General features: G+C 59.1%; 25 protein-coding genes. 4 read left to right on the forward strand and 21 right to left on the reverse strand.

The annotated features are described in order from the left end of the window. Positions 1–4: 4 nt before the first annotated feature. From N005_RS24150 to N005_RS28440, 8 genes are all read right to left on the reverse strand, one after another. Positions 5–649 (reverse strand): tetratricopeptide repeat protein, encoded by a 645-nt coding sequence (locus tag N005_RS24150; protein WP_047703495.1) that lies wholly within the window; start codon positions 647–649, stop codon positions 5–7. Beyond that, positions 646–1455: an SDR family oxidoreductase gene (locus N005_RS24155; protein WP_047703496.1), complete on the reverse strand. Its 810-nt coding sequence runs from the start codon at positions 1453–1455 to the stop codon at positions 646–648. Before N005_RS24155 ends, N005_RS24150 begins: the two co-directional genes overlap by 4 nt. Beyond that, positions 1442–2116, reverse strand: coding sequence for an iron-containing redox enzyme family protein (locus tag N005_RS24160; protein WP_047703497.1), 675 nt, complete (start codon positions 2114–2116; stop codon positions 1442–1444). The genes N005_RS24155 and N005_RS24160 overlap by 14 nt, the downstream gene beginning before the upstream one ends. Then, the gene (locus tag N005_RS24165) at positions 2113–3594 is read right to left on the reverse strand and encodes an AMP-binding protein (protein WP_047703498.1); all 1482 of its coding nucleotides are present in this window, start codon (positions 3592–3594) and stop codon (positions 2113–2115) included. The genes N005_RS24160 and N005_RS24165 overlap by 4 nt, the downstream gene beginning before the upstream one ends. Continuing rightward, complete coding sequence (locus tag N005_RS24170) at positions 3584–4261, reverse strand: thermostable hemolysin (protein ID WP_047703499.1); 678 nt, start codon at positions 4259–4261, stop codon at positions 3584–3586. Before N005_RS24170 ends, N005_RS24165 begins: the two co-directional genes overlap by 11 nt. Positions 4262–4478: 217 nt before the next feature. Continuing rightward, the gene (locus tag N005_RS24175; RefSeq protein WP_237149655.1) at positions 4479–4814 is read right to left on the reverse strand and encodes a hypothetical protein; all 336 of its coding nucleotides are present in this window, start codon (positions 4812–4814) and stop codon (positions 4479–4481) included. 273 nt (positions 4815–5087) lie between these two features. After that, positions 5088–5906: a helix-turn-helix transcriptional regulator gene (locus N005_RS24180; RefSeq protein WP_047704134.1), complete on the reverse strand. Its 819-nt coding sequence runs from the start codon at positions 5904–5906 to the stop codon at positions 5088–5090. A gap of 5 nt (positions 5907–5911) precedes the next feature. Further along, complete coding sequence (locus tag N005_RS28440) at positions 5912–6451, reverse strand: kinase inhibitor (RefSeq protein ID WP_081993339.1); 540 nt, start codon at positions 6449–6451, stop codon at positions 5912–5914. A gap of 321 nt (positions 6452–6772) precedes the next feature. On the opposite strand from N005_RS28440, the gene N005_RS24185 reads away from it, so the two are divergent. After that, on the forward strand, positions 6773–7177 hold the full coding sequence (locus N005_RS24185; protein WP_047703500.1) for a hypothetical protein: 405 nt from the start codon (positions 6773–6775) through the stop codon (positions 7175–7177). Positions 7178–7428: 251 nt separating this feature from the next. Next, the gene (locus N005_RS24190) at positions 7429–7821 is read left to right on the forward strand and encodes an ester cyclase (RefSeq protein ID WP_047703501.1); all 393 of its coding nucleotides are present in this window, start codon (positions 7429–7431) and stop codon (positions 7819–7821) included. Positions 7822–7983: 162 nt separating this feature from the next. Here N005_RS24190 and N005_RS24195 read toward each other — a convergent pair whose 3' ends face one another. The 7 genes from N005_RS24195 to N005_RS24225 form a co-directional block, all read right to left on the reverse strand. After that, positions 7984–9252 (reverse strand): lipase family protein, encoded by a 1269-nt coding sequence (locus N005_RS24195; protein WP_047703502.1) that lies wholly within the window; start codon positions 9250–9252, stop codon positions 7984–7986. Continuing rightward, positions 9249–10232, reverse strand: a complete 984-nt coding sequence (locus N005_RS24200; protein WP_047703503.1) for an alpha/beta hydrolase fold domain-containing protein — start codon at positions 10230–10232, stop codon at positions 9249–9251. Before N005_RS24200 ends, N005_RS24195 begins: the two co-directional genes overlap by 4 nt. After that, a complete protein-coding gene (locus N005_RS24205; protein ID WP_047703504.1) occupies positions 10229–10555 on the reverse strand; it encodes a DUF4387 family protein in 327 nt (108 codons plus the stop codon). Before N005_RS24205 ends, N005_RS24200 begins: the two co-directional genes overlap by 4 nt. A 1-nt stretch (position 10556) precedes the next feature. Beyond that, positions 10557–11924 (reverse strand): acyclic terpene utilization AtuA family protein, encoded by a 1368-nt coding sequence (locus N005_RS24210; RefSeq protein ID WP_047703505.1) that lies wholly within the window; start codon positions 11922–11924, stop codon positions 10557–10559. Beyond that, positions 11921–12949, reverse strand: a complete 1029-nt coding sequence (locus N005_RS24215) for a phosphoglycerate dehydrogenase (RefSeq protein WP_047703506.1) — start codon at positions 12947–12949, stop codon at positions 11921–11923. Before N005_RS24215 ends, N005_RS24210 begins: the two co-directional genes overlap by 4 nt. A gap of 30 nt (positions 12950–12979) precedes the next feature. Further along, positions 12980–14377: an OprD family outer membrane porin gene (locus N005_RS24220; RefSeq protein ID WP_047703507.1), complete on the reverse strand. Its 1398-nt coding sequence runs from the start codon at positions 14375–14377 to the stop codon at positions 12980–12982. 83 nt (positions 14378–14460) lie between these two features. After that, on the reverse strand, positions 14461–15750 hold the full coding sequence (locus tag N005_RS24225) for a CitMHS family transporter (RefSeq protein WP_047703508.1): 1290 nt from the start codon (positions 15748–15750) through the stop codon (positions 14461–14463). Between the two features lie 258 nt (positions 15751–16008). On the opposite strand from N005_RS24225, the gene N005_RS24230 reads away from it, so the two are divergent. Continuing rightward, entirely contained in the window at positions 16009–17214 is a 1206-nt protein-coding gene (locus N005_RS24230) for a citrate synthase (protein WP_047703509.1), read from the forward strand. 48 nt (positions 17215–17262) lie between these two features. Here the strand turns inward: N005_RS24230 and N005_RS24235 are convergent, their stop codons facing one another. The 3 genes from N005_RS24235 to N005_RS24245 all read right to left on the reverse strand — a co-directional run bounded on the left by N005_RS24235 (position 17263) and on the right by N005_RS24245 (position 20472). Next, positions 17263–18636 (reverse strand): MmgE/PrpD family protein, encoded by a 1374-nt coding sequence (locus N005_RS24235; protein WP_174245310.1) that lies wholly within the window; start codon positions 18634–18636, stop codon positions 17263–17265. Between the two features lie 79 nt (positions 18637–18715). Beyond that, positions 18716–19024, reverse strand: coding sequence for a DUF4387 domain-containing protein (locus N005_RS24240; protein WP_047703510.1), 309 nt, complete (start codon positions 19022–19024; stop codon positions 18716–18718). Next, positions 19021–20472 (reverse strand): acyclic terpene utilization AtuA family protein, encoded by a 1452-nt coding sequence (locus N005_RS24245; RefSeq protein ID WP_231983242.1) that lies wholly within the window; start codon positions 20470–20472, stop codon positions 19021–19023. The genes N005_RS24240 and N005_RS24245 overlap by 4 nt, the downstream gene beginning before the upstream one ends. Positions 20473–20728: 256 nt before the next feature. Between N005_RS24245 and N005_RS24250 the strand changes: the two genes are divergently transcribed. Beyond that, on the forward strand, positions 20729–21655 hold the full coding sequence (locus tag N005_RS24250) for a LysR substrate-binding domain-containing protein (RefSeq protein ID WP_047703511.1): 927 nt from the start codon (positions 20729–20731) through the stop codon (positions 21653–21655). A 39-nt stretch (positions 21656–21694) separates the two neighbouring features. On the opposite strand, the gene leuD is transcribed toward N005_RS24250, so the two are convergent. From leuD to treS, 3 genes are all read right to left on the reverse strand, one after another. Beyond that, on the reverse strand, positions 21695–22303 hold the full coding sequence (gene leuD / locus N005_RS24255) for a 3-isopropylmalate dehydratase small subunit (RefSeq protein WP_047703512.1): 609 nt from the start codon (positions 22301–22303) through the stop codon (positions 21695–21697). 3 nt (positions 22304–22306) lie between these two features. After that, the gene (gene leuC, locus N005_RS24260) at positions 22307–23728 is read right to left on the reverse strand and encodes a 3-isopropylmalate dehydratase large subunit (protein WP_047703513.1); all 1422 of its coding nucleotides are present in this window, start codon (positions 23726–23728) and stop codon (positions 22307–22309) included. 455 nt (positions 23729–24183) lie between these two features. Continuing rightward, on the reverse strand, positions 24184–26250 hold the full coding sequence (gene treS / locus N005_RS24265; protein WP_047704137.1) for a maltose alpha-D-glucosyltransferase: 2067 nt from the start codon (positions 26248–26250) through the stop codon (positions 24184–24186). Positions 26251–26429: the final 179 nt, after the last annotated feature.

Raw genomic sequence — 26429 nt, forward strand, 5'->3', positions numbered from 1 at the left:
CCTGTCAGTCGAGTTTCCTGTTCACATCTGCAAGCAACGCTTCGATTTCCTTGCGGCGCCCGGCATCGGCGCTTTCCCGTCCTGGACGGGGGGCTGCCGACAAGGCTTTTTGCAAGGCTGCCCTGGCTTCACCATAGCGCTTTTGACGGTAGAGGTGATCGCCCCAGAAGTACAGGCTATCGATACCATTGGGATTGAGTTGCAACGCCTGCTTGAGCAACGGCTCGGCCTTGTCCGGGTCCCCGAACCCCAGAGGCCAGCCCGGAACCCGGTCATACAACGCCCCGAGACTGGTATAGGCCGAGCCTTGCAGGGCTTGGGGATCGAAGGTCAGGGCCTTTTCCAGATCAGCCTTGGCGTCCTTGACCTTGCTCAGCGCTCCTATACCACCCTTGGCACCGGCCCAACTGCTGTTGACGATGCCGGACCAGATCCAGGCCTCGGCCAACGATTGGCGCTGCTGCTTGAAAGCCGACGTCTGGACGGCGAGTTTTTCGAAGGCCTCGGCACGTTGTCCCTCAGGCAGATCATATTGTATATGTGCCCAGCTTTGCTGGATGTCATGCAGGCGTTGCTGATCAGCGGCATCCAGGGCCCAGGCGCCTTGAACCAAGGTGCCCAGCAGTAAACCGACAAGGATTCTCTTCATGGCTTGGGTTGCTCGTTTTCGGGTTTATGACTCAGGCGACGGATCAGCGGCAATTGCTTGCGCAGACCACGGTCGACCAGATTGGGCAGCAGGCTGTTGAGCCTTACGAAAAACCGCTCGGGCCAGCCCAGGTAGAGCTCGCGACGATCACCGATAATGGCGTGGATCACCGCCAACGCGACCGTTTGCGGGTCATCGACATTGGCTTTGAGCGCCTGGTTCAAGGCGTCGGCCGCCGGTGTGTTCATCGCGGTGCGGGTAGCCCGTGGCGCCACGTAGAGCACGCCGACACGGGTATCGGCCAGTTCACGGCGCAAGGCCTCGGAAAATCCGCGCAAGGCGAACTTGCTGGCGCAGTAACTGGCATAGCCGGGGTAGCCGATGGATCCGTAGGTCGAACCGACGTTGACCACCATCGCGCTGTCGGCTCGCTTGAGCAACGGCAGAAGCAGTTTGGTCAGAGAGATCGGCGCCGTGATGTTCAGCGCAAGCATGGCAGCGATTTCACTGTCGTCGAGCTGTTCGAGCATGGCGAAGTGATTAACACCGGCGGCATTGATCAGCAAGTTGATGCCACCCAACGCCTCGGCGGAGGCCAGGACCTTGCGACGGTCAGCCAGGAAAGTCAGATCGGCACCGACCCAGTACAAATGTTGCGGGTAGCGTTCGATCAGCGGCTGCAAGGTTTCCCCCCCCCTGGCCACGGCCAATACCCGTGCGCCGCTGGCACACAGGGCGGAGGCAATCGCCAGGCCGATCCCGCCGCTGGCCCCGGTCAACACCACCCGCGCATCACACAGGCGCATGTTCGTGCTCCCCGTCACGGGGCAAGCCCCGGAACATGTCGGTGTAAAGCCGGTACACCACCCGGGAGGCATGAATCACCGCAGCCTGGTCCGCGGGATCATCCAGCCTGTTCATCAAGCCGCGGTAGGTCTGCATGTGCTCGATATCCAGCGATCCGTGCGAGCTGAGGTAGCTGAATGCCGCGGGCGGCAGCTCCAGTTGTTGGCGGATGCTGTCGGCGGCGTGGGTCGCCAGGGCGATGCTGGTGCCTTCGAGCACATTGACCATGCCGAACAATCCCACTGGATTGCCCCGGGCGATCAGGTCGTAGAGATAACTGACCATCAGCTCGATCGGCAACGACGGCTGCCCGTTGCGTACCGCTTCCCTGTCGCCACCACAGGCGGCTATATCATCCAGCACCCATTGTTCGTGACCATATTCCTCCTCGATGTACTCACACACGGCTTTGCGCAACCATTCCAGGCGCGTGGGCAGGCGCGCGCCGCATGCCATCATCAACGGCACGGTGTGACGCACATGGTAATAGGCCTGGATCAGAAACGCCCGGTAAGCGGCCAAGCTGACCTGGCCGTCGAGCGCATCACGAATGATCGGCAAGTTGAACAGCGTATGGCGCTCTTGCTGCGTGGCTTCTTGCAGGGTGTCGAAAAAACTCATGAAGGGGACTCCTCGGGCAGAACGGATTCGGTGAGCAAGGTTCGGTAGTGCTCGACAATGGCTTCCCGGCGCGGGCGCCCATTGGCAGTGAGCAAGCCATTGGCCGCAGTGAAAGGCTCGTCCAGCCGCGTCCAGCGATGGACCCGCGCGTAATCGGGCAAGTTGGCGTTGGCCCGGCTCACTGCCAGCTCAAGCATTTGTGGGGTGCAGTCCACGCGGGTGGGCCAGAGCAAGGCATGGTTGTGCGGCAAGGCTTCGCCATAGACAAAGGCTAGGGCGATATCGCCGCCCTGGGTCAGCTCGGCCTCGACCCACTCGGGGTTGACGTTGCGGCCAAAGCTGGTGACGAACTGATGCTTCTTGCGACCGCGCAAGTAGAGGAAACCGTCATCGTCGAATTCCCCCAGGTCACCGCTGGGCCACCACGAGTCTGTGTGCGGGGCTTCCCCCAGGTACCCAAGCAGGGTCGCTCCCTTGATCATGACTTCGCCGTCATCGGCCAGGCGAAGCTGCACATGGGGCAACGGCCGGCCGACACTGCCACAGCGATGAGCCTGTGGCCGGTTGAGGCACACCACCGACGCGCACTCCGACAGTCCATAGCCTTCAAACACCGGCAGGCCCACCGCTTCGGCCCGTCTGAGCAGATCGTGGGACACCCGCGCACCACCCACGGCAGCGAACCGCACGACGTGGGGATTGAACGCCTTTTGTTCGGCGGCCACGACCAGCATCAGCAGCAATTGTGGAACCAGGATCAGGCTCTGCGCCCGCCGCTCGGCCAGGCAGCCCAGCAGGCGTGTCGGATCGACCCCGCTGGCGCCCTGGATCCCGAGTGTTCGCTGGCTGGGCACGCTGAGCATGGCACCGGCATACAAGGCCGCATAGCAGCCAAGGTTCTCCAGCAGAATCGCCAGGGGCAACAAGGCCAGGTGATGCCTTGCCTCGACCGGTTGACTGGCCCGCTCCAGCTCCCGGGCAACCTGCAGCAGACTGTCGGCGCTCAAACAGACGCCCTTGGGCGTGCCCGTGGTGCCGGAGGTGAAGGTCAGCTTGGCGGTGCCCGTCGGCAGATGGCTCGGCCCGGCGAAGTCTCGCTGCCAGAATTCGCCACTGTGCCGGTAACCGGCGGCTTGAAGTTCCGCGGCATAGGCTGGCTCTGCAATCACCCGTTCGGCCTGGCTCTGCTCCAGGCAGTGGCGACGTTGGGCCGGGCTGAAAAATCCGGGAAGGATGACGCAGGCCAGTCCCTCGAATAGCGCGGCAAGATCCCAGAGCATCATGTCAATGCCGTTATCCAAGGCCAGTGCAACGACGCTGATCTGCTCATCCCGCAGCCGTTGCTGGCGCTGCTGGACTTCGGCAAACAACGTGGCGTAATCCATCTGCGTATCATCCCCCCAAAGAGCAATTGCGTGCCCCTGGCGCTCGGAATGCCCACGCAGGGCTTGCTGGAATAGTTGCATTTCAGGCGACATGGCTGTTCTCCCCAGGCGCGGTGGACAGCTCCAGTCGATTGAACAAACCGGTGTTGCGCAGATGAACGAAACCCGCGCGGATGTTTCCGACATGGACCCACGGCTGAGTGTCGTAGTAGCGCCCCCAGAGATGACGATCCTCGCCCAGGCGCTGTGGATCGGCCGGGCACAGGGTCACGGGCTTGAGGCCGAGGCGATGGAAGCTGTTGACCAGGCCGGCATTGCCGGTGAACGCCACCCACTCCAGGCCGGCGACGGCCAACAGGTAAGTGATGGAGATGATGCTCAGCCGGGCGCTACCGGTATCGCAGGCGGCCAGGTTGCCCACTTCGACGATACCGGCACGGTCAACCGGACGACCGGCCGCGGCGCTGATCAAGGGCTCGATGGGCTCATCCAGGTAACGTTCGAGAAACAGTGGTTCTTGCGCGGCCCGGCGTACCCCGGCCACGGCACAGAGCGCGCCGCCGGCATCATCGAGTCCGAACAGCTCCGGCATAAAGTGACGAATATCGGCGCCATGGACCTGGCGGAAACGCTGCTGAATAAACGCTTCGAACTCAGCACGCCGAGGATGAGCCGGCAGACCGTGGTGCAATTGGCGCAGAGGCTGTCCGGCCCCCCCAAAAGCCAGGGGCAAGTGGATATTCCAATCGAAATCAGGCATGGCCGATGCTCTCCGTAAACGTCTTGCAGGGGAGTATCGAGGCCTTGTCTTAACGAAGTCTGAAGATGGCATGCCAGGGCAGGCAGCCAATCAGAACACAGCTCCAGTCGGACTGGAGTCCGAACGACGATGCAGTGAATGTGTAACCGAGAGGCTGCGTGGACATGACCGAGCGGACGAGTTGATCAACACACCAGGTCAGGGCAACCGCGCCTATTCAACGTGCCAGCCCGCCGAGTTCGATATCGGGAAGCCATAAGGCATCTATGCACTGCTGCGAATCCTCCTCGGTCACGGGTTCAAGGTTGATCGGATCAAGACCCAGACCACCGACCAATGCCAGGGAAACGAGGCCGTTTTTTTCCAAGAGCGCCTGGGCCACGCACTGACATAGGGCTCGCGGCGACGCCCTTTGCGGATAATCTATTTCGGCTATTTCAAATTCAATTTCCAGCTGCGCGGTGCAGGTGTTTATCAATGACTGTACGGCGCGCGAGGCGAAGTGAAGCGTGACGAAATACCCCATAACCAGCATCGCCAGAGTGGCGAGCAAGGTAATTGCCTCCCTCCTCCAGACGCTTGCGCCAGATCGAAAACCGGGGAACCGTTCCGCCATTCCCCGCCACCGGGCGCGGAAGGTATGAACCACATCAACGAATCCTTTGACTGTCATGACCGGGCCCTGCCCCAACGTATGGCTCAGAGCATGACGCCCGACGAGCGTCATTGTTTGACTTGAATCAAACTGTGTTGAGTCCTTCTTGTTGAGTCGTATGGTGACGGGTCCCTTCAAAGGAAGGCCTGATCGTAGCGCAACGTTTCAGGCTTAGATCCCTGCCCGCAATTCACGTGGCGACAGACCATAGTGTGAGCGAAAGCGCACCGCAAAACGTGAGGCCGAGGCGTAACCGCAGGCCGCGGCAATTTCCCCGATAGGGCGAGACGTTGTTTGCAACCCTTGCAATGCTGTCGCCAGTCGAACGCTCTCCAGAATATTCCTGAAACTGTCTCCCTCATTCGCCAGCTGACGACGCAACGTCGACTCACCCAGGTTCAGGCGTTGTGCAATGCTCGCGACCGTCCAGTCTTTCTCCGGGCTGCCCATGACGATCTGCTGCACACGTTCACGAACGGGGTCGTTGCGCCCCAACAGCAGAGGTCCGACCTGGCCACCGAGGCACAGACTCAGAAGAACCGCTTCCCCATAGAGTGCGCGTAATGCCTCCGGAGAGTTCGCATGGATAGAGGCCAACAATTGATCCCACGCCTGTGTTGTGTGCCTGTCCAGAGGGACGCATAGATCAGTCTTCAGTTCACCCTGACGGCTCATGATCTGCTGGTTATATCGGGTGCTGAAGTTGCGCAATGTCGAGACAGGAAACGTTACCGCATCGGCGATGTAATGACCGTGAAGTCCGGGGAAGTTCGAGATACCCAGCGCGCGTCCGGCCGGCATCAGGATCAGATGTTGCGGCCCGGCACGCATCTCCCGATCATCCCATTGCAACAGCTTCTCCCCTTGCCGCACTCGACACAAGGTGGTCACGAACACCGGCACCCTCGGCAAGGTCAGCGGCTGTCGCGCCCGGATGACGCACGCATCGATAATGTTTTCCCGGTGCTGTATGCCGTCACAAGGGCGCATCATTCTTAACGTCCGTAAGTTGGAGTAATGGTCGCTTTGGCAAGGGCGTTGGCATTGAGCATATAGCCAACCAAGGCCCCGCTGGCCTCACTGTCGAGTGGTAGCTTATCGACTTTCAACGCCCATACGGTGAATTGATATCGATGGGGTTTATCCCCTACAGGTGGGCAAGCCCCGCCAAATCCTGGCCGGCCATAATCGGTTCGCCCTTGTACTGCGCCGGCAGGCAGGTCCGCTCCCACGCCTCTTGGCAAGCTATGGGTAGAAGTCGGCAGGTTGACCACCGTCCAATGCCACCAACCGCTACCGGTCGGTGCATCGGGATCATAGACCGTGATCGCATAGCTTCGGGTACCGGCAGGGGCGTTTGCCCAGGAAAGCTCAGGAGAAGTGTTGCCACCTTCGCAACCGAAGCCTTGGAATACCTCGCGCTTGGTCAGCGGGCGGTTGTCAGCAATATCCTGGCTGGTCAGTGAGAAGTCGGCGGCATATCCATTGAATGCTACTGCCATGGCAAGTGCAGGCAGGACTGATCTGATGTTCATCGCGGCTCCATCTGAGTCTTAGAGTGAAGCGCGAGTGTAGGTTGAACAAAGCGTGGCTACTGTGCCGAAACGCTCGATGAAAGTGCCGAAATGCTCATTTTTGTTTGGGAAGCGATCCTCAAGCTTCCGTGGGGCGATTTCGCTTCTAACCCACCGTTGTGCTCAACCTCAACGCTACCTGTACCGCGTCCCTCCGCGCCTTTGGTAGCAGGCGCTTTTGTACAATTGACGCTTCTGGCCAGCCCTCGCAACACTTCACGCCGCTCACAACAATAATAATGACTGGCGCCTAGATGCGCCGATGAGACAAGGGGTTCTTGAATGCTTGGTTACTATGCGCAATACAGCAAGGAATACATCACAACCCTGATGGTGGTGACCACCCTCTTCTTTGCCTTGCCCATCTTTTTCGCCCCGCTCCGATGGGCCCGGCTTATGCGCTGGACCGTCCCCGAACACGAACATCTGGCTATCTATTTCGGCCGTTGCCTCGGTGCGTTCATCCTTGTCGTTGAAGTAGCGATGTTGCGTTCGGCCACCACCGGCACCAGTTTCGGTTATGCCTTCGATATTCTTTTTGTGGTTTTCACGCTGATGTTCTTCGTGCATGTCTACGGCGCAATCAAAAGGATCCAGCCTATTACCGAAACATTTGAAATCGGTTTCTGGATGATCCTCTTCGCACTCAATATTCTGTTCTACCCCGCCGCCAGTATCACACTGTAAAACCTTCACTGACCCGTTCGGCCGGAAGTTGCCAGTCGCCGTTCAACCCATTGAAAGTCAGCATTGCCTGGCGCCTTCGCGTTGGCGGCCCCGTGTCCGCCGAACGCTCCGCCATGGTTCTTCAGCGACTGATGCATCCTGTCAATGCCTGCGCGGGTGACTTTCTGCTCTGCTCACTGCCTTGATGAAACATGACAATAGGACCTAGGATCGCAAAGGCAAGAGCAGACATGAAAAGGAGAATCAGCCCCATGAGCCCTAACCTTGCCGATCTGTATAGCAACTACATCGCCTGCCTGAATGCACAGGACTGGGCAAACCTGGGCCATTTCGTGCACCCGGATGTGGTTCACAACGCGAGACCATTAGGGTTGCACGGCTATCGAAGCATGCTGGAAGCGGATTATCGGGCCATTCCCGACTTGCGCTTTGCATTTGAATTCCTGGTGATCGACCCACCGAAGTTGGCGGCTCGCCTGGCGTTCAATTGCACGCCGGTTGGGGAATTCCTGGGCCTGGCGGTGAATGGGGCACGCATATCCTTCGCCGAGAATGTCTTCTACGCGTTCGAGGACGACAGGATCCGCGAGGTCTGGTCGGTCATCGATAAGGGAGCGATCGAAGCTCAGCTCCGATCAGCGTAGCATCAACTCTTCACCCGGGCCTTGGTGCAACTCCATCAGGTCGCAGCCGTCCTGATGGTCGCGATCAGCCAGCCCTACTCGTCGGCGCTCTTCATATGGAAAATCGTGTACGGCAGGATCAGCGTATCGGCGACGAAACTGCAGGCTCCGATAGGGCGCATTTCAGTCGTCATTGAACGGCGCTTTTGCATCCCGCTCACCCGGCGGACCGGGTCGCTGCAAAGCAAAGCAATTCGAACCGTGGCCCTGACCGTCGGGCCGGGCACCGACGAAGGCAAATGCATCGCCCAATGAACCATGCAGCACCCCGTCATGCCCCAGGCCTTCGTAAGTCCGCCAGGTAACATGATTACCGGCAGCACACAGCGCCGCCGCGACCGCATACTGTCGCACAGGCACAATCGTTCGATCAGCCATGCCGGTGGCAATGAATAACGGAAAGGCGATCGATGCCTGGGGCATGTCGGTCGTCGGGATACGCGCGGTATTCAACGTTTCGAGGGGCACGGTCAGAAGTTCGGCAAACGAACCGATCTGCAACGCTTTGGACTTGAGCGCAATGTCACGGGTACAGCCCTGCCGGGCAACACTCAGCAGTTCAAGACCTTTGGCCGTCAGGATGTCCTCTACCCTTGGCCCGCCCTCGCGCAGGCCACCGGAGGCCAGTTCCAGGAACACCGTATTGGACTGGCGCGGCGCCAGCGCAATGGGTCCATGGGGAAATGTGCTGTTCGGGGCCGTGATTACCGCGCCGCGGATAGGCAGCTCCGGCGCGTAGCCACCGGCAAGGATCGCCGCGCCCAGCGCTGCCCCTCCCCCCTGGGATTGCCCGGCCAGGATCGTGTGATTGGCTATCAGCCCGGGCCTGATCGAACGGGCCGCGCGAATCGAGTCCAGAACAGAGCGTCCTTCGGCCTGCCAGAATGTATAGGGATGCGGTCCGGGTCCTCCCAGGCCTTGATAATCGGTGACGACAACAGCAAAACCATGGGCCAACCAGCGATTGATGTACGTCGCATCACGGTCTCGCAAGCCGGTCCAGGACGGTGCGCAGGCATCGGCAATCCCCAGCGTCCCGTGGGCCCAGGCCAGCAGTGGCCAGCCGTGCGGGGGTGGATTTCCAAACGGCAGGTACAACGCCCCGCTGACTGCAATGAGTCCGGAATGCCAGCGCTCGTCGGTTGAGCTGTAGAGCAGGCGCAAAGCCTGCGCGGCCGCGGGCATCTGCGGCTGCACCGCCAGCGTCTCGCTTCGCAGCAGCACACCGGGCAATGCGGGCATTGCTTCAGGCCAGCGGTAAAACGCCGACAGCGCCCCGTCTCCCGCGTCTGGGCCAACGGGAAGCGTGCCTGCCGCCACGGCATTGGCTGCCATAACGACGAATGAGCCGATGCAGATGCGTGCAAAGCCCGCGATTCGGGACAGGTTCATAGGCAGTTCACCTGAGCGGAAAGTGCCTTGCGTAAAGCGCTGCCTTGCACAGCAATGACATTGCCCACGACAGGGGCCACCTCATTGAAGCGGATAAATCCGTGGGTCATGTTCGCGAGCACGTGCAGACTCTTCGTCACGCCCGCGCTTTCCAACCGGTCCGCCAGCTTACGGTTTTCATCCAGCAACGGGTCCAGCGCGCCAACCACCAATCGCACCGGTGGCAGGCCGGCCAAGTCAGCGATGATCGGCTGCACTCGCCAGTCATCTTCGTCATTAGGCAGGTAGCTCGCCCAGTAGGCGCTCATGGTCTCGACCGACAGATTCTGCCCTCCGTATCCACCCAGCCTTTGCCACGAATCGGAGTTCATGTCGCGCGAGTAGCTACCGTAGAACAGCACCAACTGTTGCAGCGCATCAAACCCCGCATCGCGTAGCGCAAGCGCAGCCCCCAAGGCCAGGTTGGCGCCTGCCGAATCACCGCCCAGGGCATAACCACGTACCGGGCAATCGGTGATCGCCCCCAGCTTGATGACCCGGTTGACGATCGACACCACCTCGTTGAACGCCACCGGAAAACGATATTCCGGCGACAACGCGTAGTCGATGGACAACACCGCCAGGCCACTGTCACGCACCAGCTGGCGCAGCGGCGCATCCCAGCCAGCGAGCGAACCGTGGCGAAACCCGCCGCCATGACAGTAGAACATCAAGCAAGGCGTCTCATCGCCCTCCGGCCAATAGAGCTTGCAGGGCACCGTTCGGCCATCGACGGCAAACCCCAAGGTGCGCTCATAGGACAGCGGCACGCTGCGCCGTGCCGCCCAGGCATTGATCCGTTCCAATTGCGCCCGGACACTGTGCACTTCCCCATGAACAACCGGCAGCAACCCTTGTTCGCGCAGCGCCGTGGCCACGGCTATCAGATCTGGGTGAACCGGCGGAGGTGAATCCGCCGACAAGCTTTCAACGCCACTCATGGCCGGTCGTCCTCGTCGGCGCCAAGCGCGTCCAGCAGGATGAACGCCCACTGAGCCCCGTGCATGTCCCGGTCCTGCAAGGCGCCCTGCACCACCGGACGCGGCATGCTGATCTTGATCACATTCAACGCCTCGATGGGGAAAACGCTGATCGACTCCGCAGGCCTGCGGAACAGCTCTGCGATAGCCGGCCCTTGCAGCTTTGGCTCCATGGCCAGTTGCGCGAAGGTGGTCGAGTCTTTGCAGAACACATCGATAGTCAGGGAGAAGGGCCCGGCGTTCTTGGAACGGATTTCATAACCCCATGCTTGCAGAGTATTCATCTCATGCGCCCTCGACTGTTTTGAACGCAAACCGGAAAGGTGCCAACGGGTCCGCCACAACCATCACATGGCTGAGCACGAACTCATGCACCACGCCCCGGTCCATCGAGGCCGGAGAGAAAGGAAATGCATGGGTCGGCAGGTCCTTGTCGCCGGGCAACGGAAAGTGCAGCAGGTAGGGGTTGAGCAACGCGACCATGTCCTGGGTGCGCTCAGCGGTCGCCGACGTGGCTATCGCCATGACGCCGATTTCCACAGGTGTCCCCGTCCGTGACTCAAGCGCTCCCAAGGCTGCGTTCTTGCCGATAGCGCGGAACTGCAAGTCGTAGTCATCGGCGCCGATGCCCAGGTGTTTTTCAATTCGCTGGCGCATGACCGAATCCAGGTAGGCAAGCCACTCATCGAAGCGCTCGACGTATTCCGGATCCCGGACAATGCTCATGACCACCGATTGGAAGCCGCATGGCGCCGCCCCTTCCAACTTGACGGTGTAGTCTTCGCTGGGCTTCCAGACCGAGCCCTCGACCCGCACGGTCTGTTCGTCCAACGCGGTGTAGACCGCCCCTTCCACGTGCAGTACGCCACCGGGCTCGACGAGTACATAAGGGTTGCTGTTTTCATACAGCATGTGGGCCATGACCGATCGTGGCGTGAGCCGTGCGCCCTCGCCGATGGCCTTGATGGTGAATCCCGTGTCGTCGATCGTTGCCATCACCACTGCGTTGGCGGGCGTCGTCGTGCAGGAAGCGCCGCACTCCAGAATCTTTCCGGCATGCCACGCCGCGCCCTGATGGGCCCCGCGCAGGATGGGCAGCGAAGCCATCACCGCCGTGTCCGTGGAGCGTCCCGCCAAGATAATATCCGCACCGGCTTCAAGCGCATGAATGAAGGGCTCCACGCCCATCAGCGCGACAATACGCGAGCAGCGCTCGACCATTGCATCGTCGATATGATCCAGTTGCAAGGGCCTGATGCGCCCCTGCGCCAGCGCTTGTTTCACGACGCTTGCCGGTTGTTCGCTGTAGAGGCTCGCGATGCGTACGACCTGACCGAGTTCGGCGGCGATTTCCTCGCACAGGACCCGCATCAGATCGACCCCCGCGTCGGAACCACAGGTGCCGCAGCTGCCGATGATCAGCGGGATGCCCAGCGCTGCCCGCGCCTGCATGAACACGCGCAACTCGGCCCGCAGTATCGTGGCCGAAGCCTTGGTCGTACCGGTGCCCAGGTAATGCGGACCGGAGTCGGTGGACCCCGCGTCCATTGCAATCACGTCCGGTCGTTCCAGCAACGCCTGATCAAACGCCGCCCGTGGAAAACCGGTGCCAATGGCGCCCGTGGGCGTCAGCACTTTGATCGAAATATTCATGGATTCTCCTTCAAGCCCGTAGAACGACGTCCGTCAGCGATGACGCAATGGCCCGGCGGATTCCCCCCCTCCAGGACGGCCACCGCACATTGCGCGGCAATCAGATTGGTACGATTGAGCCCCTCGACCGTGGAAGCGCCAACATGGGGCGTCACGATCACATTCGGGAGCTGGATGAGTTGTTCGGTCACGGTCGAAAGCAGCGGATCCGACTCGCTTTCAAAGACGTCGAGCCCTGCCCCGGCCAACCGGTTTTGCCGCAGGGCACATAGCAGGTCCGCATCACGCACCAGCCCACCCCTCGCGGTATTGATCAGCACCGCGGACGGTTTCATCCGTTGCAGCGCGCGGCTATCGATCAGGCCGTGGGTATGCGGGCTGAGCGGAGCATGCAGGGAGATGAAATCGCTTTCCTCGAGCAGCGTTTCCAGGTCGACAAAGCAACCTCGGGGGATGCCGTCGACCTGTGCGCCGTCCGGATGAGGGGTGTGAATCAGCGGCGTGACTTCGAACCCGGACAAGCGCTGCAGCACGCCTCGACCGATACGGCCCAAGCCGACGATGCCAACGGTCTTGCGGTACAAATCGCCTCCAAGGGGAATCGACCAGTCATTGGCAGACAACCCCGACTGGCATCGCTTGAGCTGACGACACACAGCGAGCATCAACGCGACGGTGTGGTCAGCGACGCTGGCGTCGTTGCCGCCGACGGCAATGGTCGCCACCTTCCCCGCCGCCTCTACCGCTGCTGTGTCGACCCGCTCGTAGCCCACGCCACGACGGGCAATGACTTGCAGGCGCGGGAGCGCGCTCAACAGGCTCGATGTGACGTTCGCGTGCCCAACGATCCAGCCGTCGGCGTCTTCCAGGAGATCGATCAACTGGCGTTCGCTCAGGTCACCATCCCCTTGCCCCTGAGCCAGTTGCGCGACAACAACATCACAGCCATGGCTCTGCAGGAAGTGCACGGTTTCCGAATCGAAGAAGCGCTGTGTAACCACTATGGTATGGCAAGGTTCAGACATCACTGGCCTCCCGATGAATTTGCCAGGCAATCAAAATGCGTAGTCCACATACACCCGGGCTTCCGAACCGCTCACCACGTTGTCGGGTTGAGCGGACACAAGGGCGACAAAGTCCTGGTCGATTCGGTAATCGATATAAATCAAGCCCACTGAAAGTCCGGCGTAATCCTTTTCGTCGAAGCGATAATAGAGACGATATTCACTCTGCCGTTCGTGTACGTCAGTGCGCCGGCCGCTGAAAGGATCGGTGGCGTCGAATTTGCCTTGTTTGTAAATGGTCATGACTTTAAAGCCATCCAGCGAAGTCCCTAACACCGTATGCCCGCTCAAGTCATATTCAGCGCCTATTTGCCAAGTGTGCTCACCGTGGTTATTGAAGTCGTTACCGGAACGTGTCCAGGCGTCCATCTTGCCGTCGACATTGTCAGCATGATCAAAATAGGCATAGCCGAGTTGCCCATTGCTCAGATCGGCTTTTGTCTCGGAATATGAAAGACCCAGGCGAAGTTTATCGAGCAACAAACCCAAGTTAATATTCAGCCACGTCGCGTCATCATCATAAGCGGCCTCACCGGCCTGCCAATCGCGCTCCCAGATGCGCCCGGCTTTTTGAAACTCATAGTATTGAGTGTCGAATACAATGCCGGCTTTATCGCCGAGAGGTGCTTTCAGCGTCAGTCCATAACGGGTGTTTTCATTGAAGTCCCGCGACACACCATGGTCGTACCCCAGCTCGATGGCCTTCAAATCGTATTTGACGCCATAGGTGTACAGGTCTTTTATTTCCTCGCCCGACTGGCTCAACAGGTGTTCGAAGTGTTCCCGGTCGCGAGGAGACGTGCGGTTGATGTAGGCGGTTTCAAACCCCAACGTACCGGGCAGCGGACCAATGCCCATCTCGGTAAAATTCAGGTGGGCGCGGCCTCCTTGATAAGAGCCTGGAACGATCCGAGTGTCGAGCGTGACCAACGTCCCTGCATCGAACCGACCCCGGCCTATTTGCGAATCGGTATTCCAGCCGTCGCCCTCGTAACGCAATTTGAAATAGCTCTGGCCAACTTTGGCGAAGCCACCGTTAGTGCCATCGGTATCATCAAACAAATCCCGTCCATTATCTTTCGAATCAATCATCGCTACGCCATACAACGAGGCATCAAACCCTGCAACGCCGGCCCAATAGCTGGAGTTATAGTCCAGGATCGCGCCAACCCCTGTCCCTCCCAATTCGGCACCATCCGGGAAACCACCAAAACGATCCTCGATCAAGTCGTTGGATATTCGTGTATTGATATACATCGATCGAAGATAGGCGTTCAACTTCCCTTCATGCTGGAACCTGTCCGGATTACTGATCGTTGCCGAAAGACAAACTTCAGACATAAACAATGTCGACAGCAACGTCATCGCGACGGCGTTAATCGATTTCATCGACCACCTCATCTATTATTTTTATTTTGACGTGAGCAGACGCGACTGGGCGTCATTCAAACTCGGCACAGCGAACTAATGGATCAGATAATTGCCCGTGTAATAACAGCTGTCACAATCAGGACAAGGCTGCTGCCGATGGCCCAGAGCAGGCAGTAGCGTTGCATGTCCCCCATGTCGCGCTTGATGATCCCGCTGATGAGATATACCGCGGCCACCAACGGACTGAGTGCATGGACAGGTTGCCCCAGTACCGCCGCGCGGCCTATGTGCATCGGGTCGATACCGTACTCGGCACCTGCCGCTCCCAGTACTGGCAAGATCCCGAAGAAAAACGCGTCGTTGGACAACAGGAAATTCAGCGGCAAGGCGACCAGTGCGGTAATGATGCCGAAGTACTGTCCGCCGCCGTCGGGAATCAGCTGGACGATTTTCGCCGACATGCCATCGATCATTCCGGTGCCTGACAAGATCCCGGTAAACGCACCTGAAGCGAAGATCAGGGCGATGACCATCAGGACACTTTCAGAATGGGCCGCGACCCGCGCTTTCTGTTCCGACAAACGCGGATAGTTGATCAGCAAGGCCAGGGAAAACCCCACCATCATCAATACCGGCAGAGGTGCCAGCCCAGTTGCCATGGCGTACATGAGCCCTGCGGTGAGCGCCAGATTTACCCAGAAAAGCTTCGGCCGCTGTGTATCGGATTGCACGGTCGGCAGGGAGACCTCCCGCGGAGCAACGTCCTGGGTGCCGGGCGTCCACCCCAAGCGGCGCCGCTCCTTGTGGCCGATCCAGAACGCCACGACGAATGCGTAGGCAAGACCCGCGAACATGGCCGGTACCAATCCCAGGAACATTGACGCTACATCAAGGTGAAGGGCACTGGCGGCGCGGGCGACTGGCCCTCCCCAGGGAATCAGGTTCACCACGGTATTGGTCAAAAGGAGCATCAGCGCCAGGATGAGCGGATTCATCCCCAGACGCAGGTACAGCGGCAGGAACGCGGTGGTGACAATCAAGACCGTCGTCGCACCGTCCCCATCGAACGAAATAACGGCAGCCAACAAGGCCGTGCCCAGCACGACTCGAAGCGGATCGTTGCCGACATACCGCAGAATCCGCCGCACGGCGGGCTCAAAGAGTCCAGCGTCGAACATGATCGCGAAATGCAGGATTGCAAACATCAACATCAATGCCGTGGGCGCCACTTGCTTGACGCCATTCATCACCATCCCACCCAGTTCCGGCCCCACCCCACTGGCCAGCCCGAAAGCAACCGGAATGAGGATAAGTGCCGTCACTGCAGAAAGTCGCTTGCTTATGATCAATGCCATAAACGTGGCGACCATTGCGAAACCTAACCAAGCCATGTGTTTCACCTTCTCGTTTTTATTGTTATCGAGTCATCGAAAATCAATGTGAACAACTTCTGCTCATCCGAAATCTATATAGGGGTTGAAAGCCTGTAAATCTTGATTTTTTTCGTCAATATCCGCCATCAATCGCACCCTTTTGGAGAAACGACTCAGGACAGGATCGAACGAAAACCGCCCTCTTGCAGACATTGACGAAATGACGCTATATCTAATAAACATGTACGTCTTTCAATCAACCTGACCGGATCCACCATGCCAGAACAAGAAGACCTCTATCTTTCGGCAGAAGAGGCGGCAGCCATGCTCGGGATCAGCCTGCCAACGCTGTATGCCTACGTCAGCCGCAAAAATATCCGCTCCCTCAAGATCCAAGGTTCGCCCAAGCGCCGATATTGGGCCGAAGACATCCAGCGCCTGGTCAAGCGCCCGGCGGGAGAGAAGCAGGTGTCCAAGCGCTCGTCACCTTCGGATAGCGCGATTACGCTGATAACCGACGATGGCCTGTTCTATCGCGGCCATGACGTCGTCGAACTGGCTGACCGCGCAACGGTTGAAGACGTCGCCGAATTGATCTGGCAAGTGCCGTCGGCGTTCGGCGCGTCACTGCCCCGTGTACCGAGGGACAGCATCAAGCTGCTGAAGATCTACGAACACATGTCCGCCCCGGAAAAAGCCATCGCGCTTTTCCCATTGGTGCAAAGAGAAAATCCCAAGGCCTTCGACCTTTCCACGGACAGCTACGCGCGCACGGGCGCAGATGTCGTGAGATGGTTTGCCGCCTTGGTGGTGGGAGCGACCGAGCCGAGTGCGCAACCCTTGCACGAGTTCATCGCGCAGGCCTGTGGCGCTCCACCGGAGTACGCCGAGCTGATCCGGCGCCTGCTGATCCTCAGTATCGACCACGAGTTGGATCACACCACCCACAGCGTCCGTGTCGCCGCCACGACCGGGGCAACCCCCTACTACGCGGTCATTGCCGGACTTGCCGCAGCCCGGGGTCACAAAATCGCCTATGGCAGAAATGAAGCCGCCAGCCGGATGATCGAGGAAATCTGCTCGGCCGCTGACCCTGCGCGACCTATCTTGCAGCGCTACAGCCAGGACGGACACATCGTCGGCTTCGGCCCCCACGTCCATGCCATCAATGACCCGCGAGCCAGCAATCTAATGGCGGCGTTGACGGCGACGTTCGAGGGCGACAGCGACTTCGCAAAACTGCAGAAAGCATTTTCGGTGGCCTCGGAACTCGTGGCATACCCACCGGAATTCATCCTTCTGGTGAGCTTCATCGGCCAGAAGTTGGGGTTGCATGGACAGGAAATCTCATTGGCGGGCGTCGGTCGTCTGATCGGTTGGATAGCCCATGCCAGCGAGCAATACAACCAGCACCATGATTCCCGCGCTCGCGCCCATTATGTAGGGACTTTGCCTAGGGCCACCGAGACTGCCCGTCACTAAACCCGCTCGGTCGCGCCTTTGGCGGGTACGCTTGAAGCGACAGACCGGCTACGAGACAGCCATCGCCGTAAACAGTGGCCAGAACTCGGTTTGCCTTTCAAGGCCAGCCACGAACTCCAGCACTGCGGCCTGTGCCGATGCGTCGATATGCGGCATCGCCATGCGCCGGAATTTACGTTCGAAATCGTGATCGGTCATCGGCGTTTCGACTGACCCGGGGCCGGTGATCCTCTCGCTCACGATGCGCTCGCCGGAAACCAGGCTCACGCTGACACGGTTGGCCAGGTGCCGTGGGAACAGAGCAGTCAACGCCGGGTCCTCGACGACACCGACCTTGTTCATCAAGGCAATCGCCGCAGGGTCGGCAATCTTCTCAGGGCGATAGGAGCCCACCGTGATATCGCCATCGAGCAAGGCCCGGACCACGTTATAAGGCAGGCTGTGGTCTGCCGTTTCCCTGGTTCTCGGCAACCATTTCTCGGGGCTATCGGCCAGCACCCGACGGTTGAATTCGGACGTTTCGATCGTAATGGCGGCGATATCCTGTACCCTCTCGATCCGCTTGCGGATGTCCAGCGCCGCCCAGACAGCAGTGTGCAGCTCGCCATTGGTGGGGAATGTCTTGGTCAGGGAGCGTCGTATGGCGTAATCACCGTTGTCGGGCGTAGCAAAACGATCCGTATCCAGATCGAACGGTCCGGAAACCAGCTTGAAGAATCCCATCTCACCTTCGAAGAGCGGCGACGGCCCCGTCATGCCATGGCGCGCCAACTGGGCGGCGAAAATGGCGTTGCGCGCGGCGTTGGCCGCAGAACAGCCTTTCCAGTCGGACAACGCCCCACTGCGCACCTGACGCATGGCCAAGTGACCGCTCACGGCGATGTTGATCGCTTGCTCTGTCTGTGCCACATCCAGCTTCATCAGGTTGGAGGCGGCGGCTGCCATCGCGATGTTGATGTAATTGACGTGGTCCCAACCCCGCTTGTTCAAGCTGGCCGCATCCTGCAAGCGCATCTGGATTTCATAAGCCAGGACGATGGCCGAAATCAGTTCAGCCCCGCTTGCGTTTTCAGCTTGTGCCACGGCGAGGCAAGCTGGAATGTTGTCACTGGGATGACCCGGCTCCAGGCCCATATAGCCATCGTTATAGTCCAGGAAACGAACCATCAGGCCATTGGTGAAGGCCGCGATTTCCGGCGTTGTTTGCAGGTTGGTACCAAATACGCCGGATGATTTCGCGGTATTGGCGGCGGCATAACACACGGCGGCCTTTACCGGATCAGCCTCATAGGCACCCAGCACGCACGCCAGGCTGTCGATGAAGCGCTGGCGTACGAGGTGGACGATCGCTTCAGGCAAGCGCTGTTTTCTGAATGCGTGGGCATAGCGTGCAAGCCGCATCGCAACGGTCGAGTCCGTCATAACTACCTCGGGTTGAACAGGTGGGTCAGTCCTCGTCCATGAGGCGAACAGGTCAAGGCGCGACGTGGCGCCCACCGTCTCAGTCGATGACTACATCAAGCAAGCGGACGTATTGCTGGCCGGCGTGCATGTCACGCTCGACCATGCCGCCTTGTGGCGTCGCACGGGGATAGGAAATCTTGACCATTTCCAGGTTCGGCACCACGATGCGCTTGACCCGTTCGGGGTCAGTGCCGTAGAGCCTGGCAAATTGCGCCGGAGACAATGCCGCACAATCGCAATAACGCTCGAAATTCTCGCGCCCGTTGAAAAACACATCGAACGTAATCCAGAACGGCCCCGCTTGTTTGGATCGAACATGCCGGCAAACGTCACGCAACTTAGTCATTGTGCAAGCTCCTTCATCGCTGTCGACATGTCCGACAGCTCAATCCATTCAAGACGGACCAACTCCATCGGGTTCTCAAGTTGCACCACGTGATTCAACTTGAACTCATAAATCTGTCCTCGGGGTATATCCGCAGGTGTAAAAGCAAATCCGTACGAAGGTAATTCCTTGCCCATGACACTGGGATAATGAAAGAAGTAGGGATTACAGGCATGAGCAATTGTATTGGCCATCTCCTGAGTGGCGGCAGTCGCTACAAACAACATACCTATTTCAGGCGGAGGTAATGTTCCAGCAGGCGGCGTTACACCGGTGACGCCATTCCACCCATACATGCGCAGGGAAATATGAAACTCGCCCAACTCTTCGGCTGGAATGGATTGGCGGGTTCTTGTGTACAGCGCTTCAAGTAGACGATCGTGAAACCCATCGACATCATTGAGCACATCCGGGTCCTGGATACCCACCAACATGATCGTTTGATATAAACCGGCAGCGGCCCCTTCCAGCTTCATCGTGTAGGGCATCGTTTCCCAGCGCGAGCCTTCCACCCGAACGGAACGCCCATTCAAATCGGTATAACGCGCCTGGGCGACGTCCAGGATGCCGCCAGGCTCTACCAACCGAAACGGGTCGCTGTTTTCGTAGAGCATATGGGCCGAGACGCTATGGGGCGTGCACTGGTTATCCAGGCTTAAAGGTTCTACTTCGAAGCCGTTCGCATCAATACTCAGCAAGATACCCGACCCAAGCGTCGGGTTGACGGCGCATTGCACACCGCATTCGCCGGTCTTGCCGGCATGCCATGAGGGGCCCCAAGGCGCGCCTTTCCAGATGGGATAGCAGGCAATGACGGCAGTATCGGTTGCGCGGCCGGCCAATATGATATCGGCACCGCCGTCCAAGGCGGCGATAAAGGGTTCAACTCCCAGAGCCGCGACAATGTGTTCACAACTGTCCACCGTCGCGTCTTCCAGCTCGCCATGAGGCGGGAGCGGCGTGATACGACCTTCTGCGTTCAGCTTCTTGATGGTGCCCTTGTCTTGCTCGCAATAGATGAGAGCAATCTTCGGTGTCACCCCTAATTCTTTTGCGATTTCCAAGGCAATATCGCGCGTCCACTCCAGATTGAGATTACCGCCGGCCTGTCCTGCGGTACCCACAATGATCGGCACACCGGATCGTGACTGCGCTTTCATCAATATCGTCAGGTCACGTTTTACCGCGCCTCGGTTGTTCTTGGATTTGCCCAGTGCAAGATAGGCCGCGCCGCTGTCCGTTGAACCTGCATCCGTGGCAATTACTTGCGCACCCGCCGCCAACCCATAAGCGATTTCGTCTTCTCGAACACCCGCCCCTAATGAACCACAGGGCACGATCACTTTTACGCAACCTTCAAATAACTGCGCCATGACAACCTCTTCTAGAGTACTCAGTGCGCCAATCATAAAGACTCAAATTACGCTGACAAGTGGACAGAATTTATCCATATATCATTAACCAATGACACTACAAATCGGCCATTCCAGGCATATCCAATCAATATCGCGCCTAGGCTCCGGCGTAATTTTCATTTCCAGGCGGGCGTGCTAAAAGCTTGTCTCCGGAATATGCTCGATGAGCATTTACAGGCAACGGGTTGCATGAACTTTTAGCGCATCATTGCAAACTGACTCCGATAATATGATTGGAATAATCCAGGTCATGAGACGCAAACCTACCCACCGAGAACAATCCTTGCTGCCTGAGGACCTGCGCGTGTTCCTCACCGTCATCCGCAAAAACGGCTTTGGTAATGCCGCCGAGGCGCTGGGATTTTCGCCAGCGTATGTCAGCAAGCGAATCTCCGTCCTTGAGGCCGCGTTGGGCGCGAAGCTGTTGCACCGCACAACCCGACGTGTCGCATTGACCGACGACGGCGAACGTGTCCGCGTCTTCGCCACTCGACTGCTGGGGGATATGGATGACTTCATCAGCGAGCTGACCGACGCCCGCCAGCAATTGCAGGGAAGCCTGCATATCTGCAGCTCTTTCGGTTTTGGCCGCAACCATGTCGCGCCCGCGATCGCCGCGCTTTCGCACCTCTACCCTCGATTGGAGATTCGCCTGGACGTGTTCGATCGGATGGTCGATATCGTCAATGAAGGCTTCGATCTCGAAATCAGGGTGGGATACGACCTCCCCCAACACCTTTTGGGAAAGAAACTCGTGAGTAACCGCAGGGTGCTCTGCGCAACCCCAGGGTACCTGGCAAAGCGCGGCGTCCCGACGTCCCTGGATGACTTGGCCCGGCATGATTGCCTGGTGCTCAAGGAGCGCAACAACGCCTTTGGCATCTGGAACCTGACGAAAGACGGTGTTGAAGAATCCATCCGAATCAACGGTCCGCTGTCATCGAACAATGGCGAGATTGTGTTGCGCTGGGCCTTGAGTGACGCAGGTATCCTCCTGCGCTCCTTGTGGGATGTGAAGCCTCTGCTTGAAAGTGGACAACTGGTCCATGTGCTGCCTGCCTATGCCCAGGATGCCGACGTCTGGGCCATCTACCCGACACGGGTCAGTCAATCCGCCAAGCTACGCGCCTGTGTCGAATTCCTCGAGGAGCATTTTAAGACGCTCGCCCTCGTTTGAGTGCCTGGCAGCCATGGCTGACAAGCGCACCTGGGGAACTCAGTCCAGCCACGGATTTTCGGCGTAGTGACGCGCTTCGAAATCGCGAATCTGCGCCGCCCGCTGCAAGGTAGCGCCGATCGCGTCCAGCCCCGACAACAACGATTGCTTGCGCAGCGCATCGATGGTGAACTCGATGACCGAACCATCACTTAGCCAGATACGCTGATTCGGCAGATCGACGCTGATCGTCGCGGTGGCTCCGTTGTTCACGACGCGAGCCAGTCTCTGCAGCTGCGACTGACAAAGCTGTATCACGAGCACGCCATTACGCTGGCAGTTGTCATAGAAGATGCCGGCAAAACTTGTCCCGATCAGCCCACGAATCCCCAGTTGCTTGAGCCCCCATACCGCATGCTCGCGACTGGAACCACAGCCGAAGTTGGGCCCGGTCACCAGGAAGCTGGCCCCGCTCCACGCCGGCTGGTTGAGGACGAAGTCTGGATCGGGCTCGCCGGATTCAAGGAAACGCAAGTCAAAAAACACGCCTTTGTCCAAACCACTTCGATCGATCCCTTTCAAGAACTGCTTGGGCATGATGACGTCGGTATCGATGTTGGGCGCGAGCAAAGGTGCGGCTTTTCCAGTGACAGTTTCAAAAGGTTGCATGGTTCAAGCCTCCTCGGCCAACAGGCGGACGTCCGTCAGGCGACCGCGGATGGCCGCAGCGGCAACCATCGCCGGGCTCATGAGATGGGTCCGTGCGCCTGCCCCCTGACGTCCCTCAAAGTTTCGGTTGGTGCTGGACGCGCAACGATCACCCGCAGCAAGCACGTCGTCGTTCATGGCCAGGCACATCGAACATCCGGACTGGCGCCATTCAAAACCGGCCTCGAGGAAGATCCCGGCCAAACCTTCCTCTTCGGCCTGGACACGCACCTGGGTTGACCCAGGCACGATCATCGCGCGTACTGTCGAGGCGACCTTCCTGCCCTTCACCACCCGTGCCACGTCACGCAAATCTTCGATGCGCGCGTTGGTGCACGAACCGATGAACGCATGGCTGATCTGCACGTCACTTAACGCCATGCCGGCCTCCAACCCCATGTAGGCCAAGGCGCGCTGCATGCCCTGGCGCAGGATCGGATCGGCGACGGTCGCCGGGTCTGGAACGTTGCCACTGATGGATGACGCCTGGTCCGGGCTGGTTCCCCAGGTCACCATCGGCACCAACGTATCCACGTCCAGCAGGACTTCGCTGTCGAACACCGCGCCTTCGTCGGTGAAGAGCGTTCGCCATTGCTTTTCGGCGACAGGCCAGTGTTCGCTTCGAGGAGCACGCGGCGTGGACTTGACGTAGTCAAAAACCTTTTCGTCGGGCGCCACGAAGGCCCCTCGGGCACCCGCCTCCACCGCCATGTTGCATAGGGTCATCCGCGCTTCGACACTCAATGCGCTGATGACCGAGCCGACGAACTCGATGGCGTACCCGGTCGCGCCTGAGGCGCCAATTTTCTCGATCAGCGCCATGATGATGTCCTTCGAGGTGACGCCTATGCCCAGCGTGCCGGTGACCGTGACCCGCATGGTTTTCAGGCGCTTGTAGACCAGGGTCTGCGTCGCCAGCAAGTGCTCGATTTCAGAGGTGCCAATGCCAAAGCCAAACGCGCCCAGTGCCCCATAGGTCGTGGTATGGCTGTCGCCCGCAGCCACCACCATGCCAGGCAGGATAAAACCCTGCTCCGGCGCGACCACGTGCTCGATCCCCTGGCGCTTGTCCAGCACATCGAACAACTCGATGCCGAAGTCCCGACAGTTTTCTTCGAAGTACGAAACCTGCAAGGCGCCACCGGCATCGGGCATGGCCGCAATACGGTTCGGGCTGGTTGGATTGACATGGTCGACGACCGCCAGCGTTGCGCGAGATCGCCAGACGCCGCGCTTCGCCTCGCGAAGCCCGCTGAAAGCTTGGGGGCTGGTGTATTCGTTGGCCACTTGGCGGTCGATGTAGAGCAATACGTGCCCTTGATCGTCCAGGGTAGCGACGGTGTGGCTATCGATGTATTTCTGGTAGAGGGTACGAGGGCTGTTCATTGCGATGCGCTCTGTTGGGCCGGGTCACGGATGAACAGAGAGTATTCGCAATGAAAAACCCATCAATAGCCCTCAAGTGATCACATGAGACACGATTCGTGAACAATCGGCAGGGGCAGTGAGGTGAGCTTCCGGCAGCGTCACGGAGCTTGAACACTGCAGGCTCTGGAATGACATTGGGCGCCTCTTCAGCGACGTGATGGCCACTATCAATGCCTGCGCCCGGTGACTTCTATTCTGCTCACTGCCCTGATGCGACCTGACAATAGGCCCTAGGACCGCAAAGGCAAGTGATGCGCGCCCCCAGAGTAGTCATGACCCAACAACGGGATACGCGCAAAACCGGCGCGACATTGGAACAGGAATGTCTCTAGCGCTTGAGACACCGTGAAGTGGTTGAGCGATCAACCACCTCACTTTGCCAAGCCCTGGTGCGGTATTTCTGAAACACCACACTAGATCATCGGTGAGGTGCTCACCACCCGCAGCGCCAACCCCTCGAACGCATCCAGCGTAATGGTGAATTCGCCCTCAGGCGTGAGATCACCCTCGACCCGTTCATTGATGATGTCGACCACCGGCCCGGGCGCGATATTGGGCAGGTGCAGGGTTTCAGTGATCGGCGTCGAACCGAAGTTCAGCGCGGTGATTTGCGTACCTTTGCCGGCCGGCAACTCGTGAACCATGATCAACAGCCCCGGATGCTCGACGTCCGGAATCAGTATCTGGCGACTCGCGGCGATGTCATAGGCACGGCGCGCAGCGAGGATCTTGCGCAGTTGCGAGGCGAACGAATCCGGATCTTTCAACTGGCTTGGCAAGCTGCCGTACAGGGTCTTCGGACGAGGCATCTGGCCGGCCGACAATGCCGCATCAGGGTTGAGATCCACCAGATCGTAGGCACCGCGATGAATCCAACGGGTGTCGCCATCACCCATCAGATGCTCGACCTGTTCCGCCGGCAACGGCAATGCGCCGACCAGGTCCCAGCCAGACAACGCGAATACACCGGGCTGCATCGCGTTATACATCACCAGCAGCAGATGAACCTGGCGAATCTGCTGGACATCTGCCGTCGTAATGGCGTCGAGATCGCGAATCCCCAACGCCGCCGTGATGATGCTCGCGGTGGTGCAGGACACACCGTTGGTGACGAATTTCAGGTTGTAGGGCGCATGCTCTCCAGTGAGGCGCTCGTACATCTGCTCGCGGATGTGCTCGCGCAGAATGCCGCCGGGAAAGGTCTGCCCCTGATAGAGGTAAGTATCGTGCGCGTGCAGGGTCCAGAAGTGCACCAGCTCCAGGGTCAATTCATCATGATTCTGCAACGCGTGAATCAGCGAGCCCGGATCGATGCCGAGAGTGTGCATCTGCCGCAGCATCAATCGCAGGAATTCGGCATCGCCCATCAGCAAGGCATGTTGATAGGCCGGTCGGGTGATGAAGTCGTAGGAGAGATCCGCCCCGCCATGGGACATGGCGGCGATATCGTCTACGGTCAGGTTCAGCTCCTGGAAACTGAAGCCGCCGGCCTTGCGAATCGCTCCAGCGAGCAATTGGTTTCCGGTGATCGAGAGCGGATGGCTTTCGGACCAGGCGGTACCTTCGAGTTTGCGTTCCACGCCAAGAAATCCGTTGGCGTCCAGACGCAGGATTTTCGCCCCCGAGACATCGATGGCATGCAGCGCGTCGCCGATGACCATTTGCTGAGCGGCAAAGGTCGGGTCCAGCCAGTTCAGCGAAGGTTGCCCTTCCTTGAAGTAATGCAGATAGACCCAACGGCGCGGCTTGCCATCAACGCCCATCACCACCGGTGTCGCACTCCAATCGGTTTCCTTGACGCCTGGTTCGAAGAAGATCACCCGTTGCAACTGACCGACGATGTAATGCTTATCCCGCAGTACGTCGACCTGCTGCGGGGTGAGGTTCTGCGCATCGCGCCCCTCGGCAATGTCGGGGAGCAGCGGCCAGTCCTCCTCGCGGATTTCCACCATGTGGTAGAGCCCCGGATAATCTTCATACGCCATCTCGGCCAAACGAAAATCCGCGCCTTTGCCGGTATGCGACGGGATGACATCCTCGATGACGACCGCATTGTGCGCGGCGGCCATTCGGGTCAATGCTTGCAACTGCGCCTCGGTGCCCAACTGCGGGTCGATGTCGAAACTGATGCGGTCAAAATTTCCGTCAATCGTCGGGGTGTGCTCAGTGCCGGAAAGACCTCCAGCGCGTTTCAACGGCCCATTGTGAATGCCCTGAATACCGATCCTCGACAGCGCATGCCATAGGGTTTCATCCCCCAGCGCCTCCAGCACAGTGCCATTTTCACGGGTAATAATGGACGCCGGATACGCGGTGAACCATACCGAAGACAGTGCCGAGGCGTCACGAGGCCGAGTATGCGCGTAAGGCTGCTGCCACAATCGACCTTGCCCCGAGTACAGCTTGGCGCGCTTCCTGGCAGCGCCGAGCATCGATTGTTCGACGAGCCAGTCGACATGATTTTTCTCAGCTGCCGTCATGGAAACAATCACCTCCGTCATGAAAAACCGCAGCCGCCCTTCTCCAACCGAGGCGCCGCCCGTTTTCATATGAGGCCATTACGCGACATTCGTTGCATCGAATCAGGAGAGAGCCTGCGAGGCACGATCCGCGAGTTCAGAGCGAAGCTCGATCGGCTGCAGAACCGGGTGTCCGCCGA

This window comes from Pseudomonas mediterranea CFBP 5447 (assembly GCF_000774145.1).
Taxonomy (GTDB): Bacteria; Pseudomonadota; Gammaproteobacteria; order Pseudomonadales; family Pseudomonadaceae; genus Aquipseudomonas; species Aquipseudomonas mediterranea.

Coding starts and splice junctions, on each gene's coding strand:
- N005_RS24220 (WP_047703507.1), bottom strand. CDS start 14,377: ATGAAATCGATTAACGCCGTCGCGATGACGTTGCTGTCGACATTGTTT.
- leuD (WP_047703512.1), bottom strand. CDS start 22,303: ATGCAACCTTTTGAAACTGTCACTGGAAAAGCCGCACCTTTGCTCGCG.
- N005_RS24205 (WP_047703504.1), bottom strand. CDS start 10,555: ATGAATACTCTGCAAGCATGGGGTTATGAAATCCGTTCCAAGAACGCC.
- N005_RS24225 (WP_047703508.1), bottom strand. CDS start 15,750: ATGGCTTGGTTAGGTTTCGCAATGGTCGCCACGTTTATGGCATTGATC.
- N005_RS24190 (WP_047703501.1), top strand. CDS start 7,429: ATGAGCCCTAACCTTGCCGATCTGTATAGCAACTACATCGCCTGCCTG.
- leuC (WP_047703513.1), bottom strand. CDS start 23,728: ATGAACAGCCCTCGTACCCTCTACCAGAAATACATCGATAGCCACACC.
- treS (WP_047704137.1), bottom strand. CDS start 26,250: ATGACGGCAGCTGAGAAAAATCATGTCGACTGGCTCGTCGAACAATCG.
- N005_RS24210 (WP_047703505.1), bottom strand. CDS start 11,924: ATGAATATTTCGATCAAAGTGCTGACGCCCACGGGCGCCATTGGCACC.
- N005_RS24235 (WP_174245310.1), bottom strand. CDS start 18,636: ATGACGGACTCGACCGTTGCGATGCGGCTTGCACGCTATGCCCACGCA.
- N005_RS28440 (WP_081993339.1), bottom strand. CDS start 6,451: ATGAACATCAGATCAGTCCTGCCTGCACTTGCCATGGCAGTAGCATTC.
- N005_RS24230 (WP_047703509.1), top strand. CDS start 16,009: ATGCCAGAACAAGAAGACCTCTATCTTTCGGCAGAAGAGGCGGCAGCC.
- N005_RS24250 (WP_047703511.1), top strand. CDS start 20,729: ATGAGACGCAAACCTACCCACCGAGAACAATCCTTGCTGCCTGAGGAC.
- N005_RS24155 (WP_047703496.1), bottom strand. CDS start 1,455: ATGCGCCTGTGTGATGCGCGGGTGGTGTTGACCGGGGCCAGCGGCGGG.
- N005_RS24185 (WP_047703500.1), top strand. CDS start 6,773: ATGCTTGGTTACTATGCGCAATACAGCAAGGAATACATCACAACCCTG.
- N005_RS24170 (WP_047703499.1), bottom strand. CDS start 4,261: ATGCCTGATTTCGATTGGAATATCCACTTGCCCCTGGCTTTTGGGGGG.
- N005_RS24195 (WP_047703502.1), bottom strand. CDS start 9,252: ATGAACCTGTCCCGAATCGCGGGCTTTGCACGCATCTGCATCGGCTCA.
- N005_RS24215 (WP_047703506.1), bottom strand. CDS start 12,949: ATGTCTGAACCTTGCCATACCATAGTGGTTACACAGCGCTTCTTCGAT.
- N005_RS24165 (WP_047703498.1), bottom strand. CDS start 3,594: ATGTCGCCTGAAATGCAACTATTCCAGCAAGCCCTGCGTGGGCATTCC.
- N005_RS24150 (WP_047703495.1), bottom strand. CDS start 649: ATGAAGAGAATCCTTGTCGGTTTACTGCTGGGCACCTTGGTTCAAGGC.
- N005_RS24200 (WP_047703503.1), bottom strand. CDS start 10,232: ATGAGTGGCGTTGAAAGCTTGTCGGCGGATTCACCTCCGCCGGTTCAC.
- N005_RS24160 (WP_047703497.1), bottom strand. CDS start 2,116: ATGAGTTTTTTCGACACCCTGCAAGAAGCCACGCAGCAAGAGCGCCAT.
- N005_RS24240 (WP_047703510.1), bottom strand. CDS start 19,024: ATGACTAAGTTGCGTGACGTTTGCCGGCATGTTCGATCCAAACAAGCG.
- N005_RS24245 (WP_231983242.1), bottom strand. CDS start 20,472: ATGATTGGCGCACTGAGTACTCTAGAAGAGGTTGTCATGGCGCAGTTA.
- N005_RS24180 (WP_047704134.1), bottom strand. CDS start 5,906: ATGCGCCCTTGTGACGGCATACAGCACCGGGAAAACATTATCGATGCG.